General features: G+C 64.7%; 2 protein-coding genes. Both read left to right on the top strand.

The features are described 5' to 3' along the window. A partial coding sequence (locus IVA87_RS19080) for a hypothetical protein (protein ID WP_247334570.1) occupies positions 1-182 on the top strand: 182 nt, incomplete at its 5' end. Further along, positions 95-1492, top strand: a complete 1398-nt coding sequence (locus IVA87_RS19075) for an IS1380 family transposase (protein ID WP_247305369.1) — start codon at positions 95-97, stop codon at positions 1490-1492. The genes IVA87_RS19080 and IVA87_RS19075, both read left to right, overlap by 88 nt. The last annotated feature ends 164 nt before the right edge of the window (positions 1493-1656 follow it).

The following is a 1656-nucleotide window of genomic DNA, read 5'->3' as shown; positions in this document are numbered from 1 at the left end:
CCCGCATTTCTCACAGTATTGAGGCGCATCGGGGCGCGAATCAGCGAAAGTTCTTTTGCGAGAAGGACTTTGCGATGATTCAAGGAATGCCCCGATGCCGACAGAGTGTAGCGCAGAACGTTTTGATTTTGGAGTGGTGGAAGGCCGGGCTGTGGAAGCGGCCTTTGATGCTGGGCTGGTGACGTCGGATGCTGGAGCGCTGCTTCTGGGCGCCACCGATCGAGCGATCGATCTGGTGGGGCGCTTTGCAGCTTGCTTTCGCGATCATCGCCGCGCGGACCTGATCGAGCATGCGGTCGAGACGTTGATCGGACAGCGGGTCTTTGGCATTGCGCTCGGCTACGAAGATCTCAACGACCATGATGAACTGCGGCACGATCCGCTGATGGCGGTGCTGGCGGGCAAGCTTGCGGCCCGGCGGCAGGACTGCGCACCGGTGGCCGGCAAGTCGACGCTGAACCGGCTGGAGCTGAGCCGCAGCGAGCCTTCGCGCTATCACAAGATTGCCTATGACGCGGCGGCGATCGAGGCGCTGCCGGTGATGCTGTTCCTGGAGGCCCACGAGCGACCGCCGGCGCAGATCATCCTCGATCTTGACGCCACCGACGACCCGCTACACGGCCATCAGGAGGGACGCTTCTTCCACGGCTACTACGACTGCTACTGCTATCTGCCGCTGTACGTGTTCTGTGGCCGGCATCTGTTGGCAGCCAAGCTGCGACCCTCCGATATCGACGCCAGCGCGGGCAGCGTCGCGGAGGTCGAGCGGATTGTCCGGCAGATCCGCGCCCGCTGGCCGTTCGTGCGCATCCTGCTGCGGGCGGACTCAGGCTTTGCGCGCGAGGCGCTGATGGCGTGGTGCGAGCAGAACCGCGTGGACTACCTGTTCGGGCTCGCCCGCAACACGCGCCTGGTCGCCATGATCGAAGAGGAGCTTGCCACGGCTCGCGCTGCGGCCGAGAAGACCGACCGACCGGCGCGCCGCTTCAAGGACTTCCAATGGAGCACGCTCGGCACCTGGAGCCGAAGGCGCCGCGTCGTCGCCAAGGCGGAGTGGACAAAAGGCGAAGCCAATCCGCGCTTCGTCGTGACCTCGCTCAAGCGGGCCGAGGCGGGCGCGCGACAGCTCTACGAAGACATTTACTGCGCCCGCGGCGACATGGAAAACCGCATCAAGGAGTGCCAGCTCGACCTCTATGCCGACCGGACGTCGGCGGCGACCATGCGCGCCAACCAACTGCGGCTGTGGTTCGCCGCAATGGCCTATGTGCTGATCTGTGCTCTGCGGCGCATCGGCCTTGCCGAAACCACTTTTGCCGACGCCACCTGTGGCACCATCCGCCTCAAGCTCCTCAAGATCGGCGCACTGGTGCGCATCAGCGTCCGCCGCATCAAAATCGCCATGGCTTCGGCCTGCCCAGCCGCCCAGGAATGGGGACACGTGGCCCGCCGCCTGGCCGAAACCGCCAAGGCCCGCGCCGCACCCACCTGACACGCGAAGCTGCGACGCGCTCAATCGGCGGCATCACCAACAGGTCCAAAGGAGACACTCAAAGCCAAATCGCCACCCGCGCCTCCAGCGCAACGGCTCCTCATCGCCTTCGCTAGACCTTCTATCCTCTGTCGCACAGCTATCGGCCGTGTGAGAAATGCGGG

This window comes from Bradyrhizobium sp. 147 (assembly GCF_023073935.1).
Lineage (GTDB): Bacteria > Pseudomonadota > Alphaproteobacteria > Rhizobiales > Xanthobacteraceae > Bradyrhizobium.
Note: the sequence above shows the minus strand (reverse complement) of the source record. Positions and strands in the feature narration are given on the sequence as shown.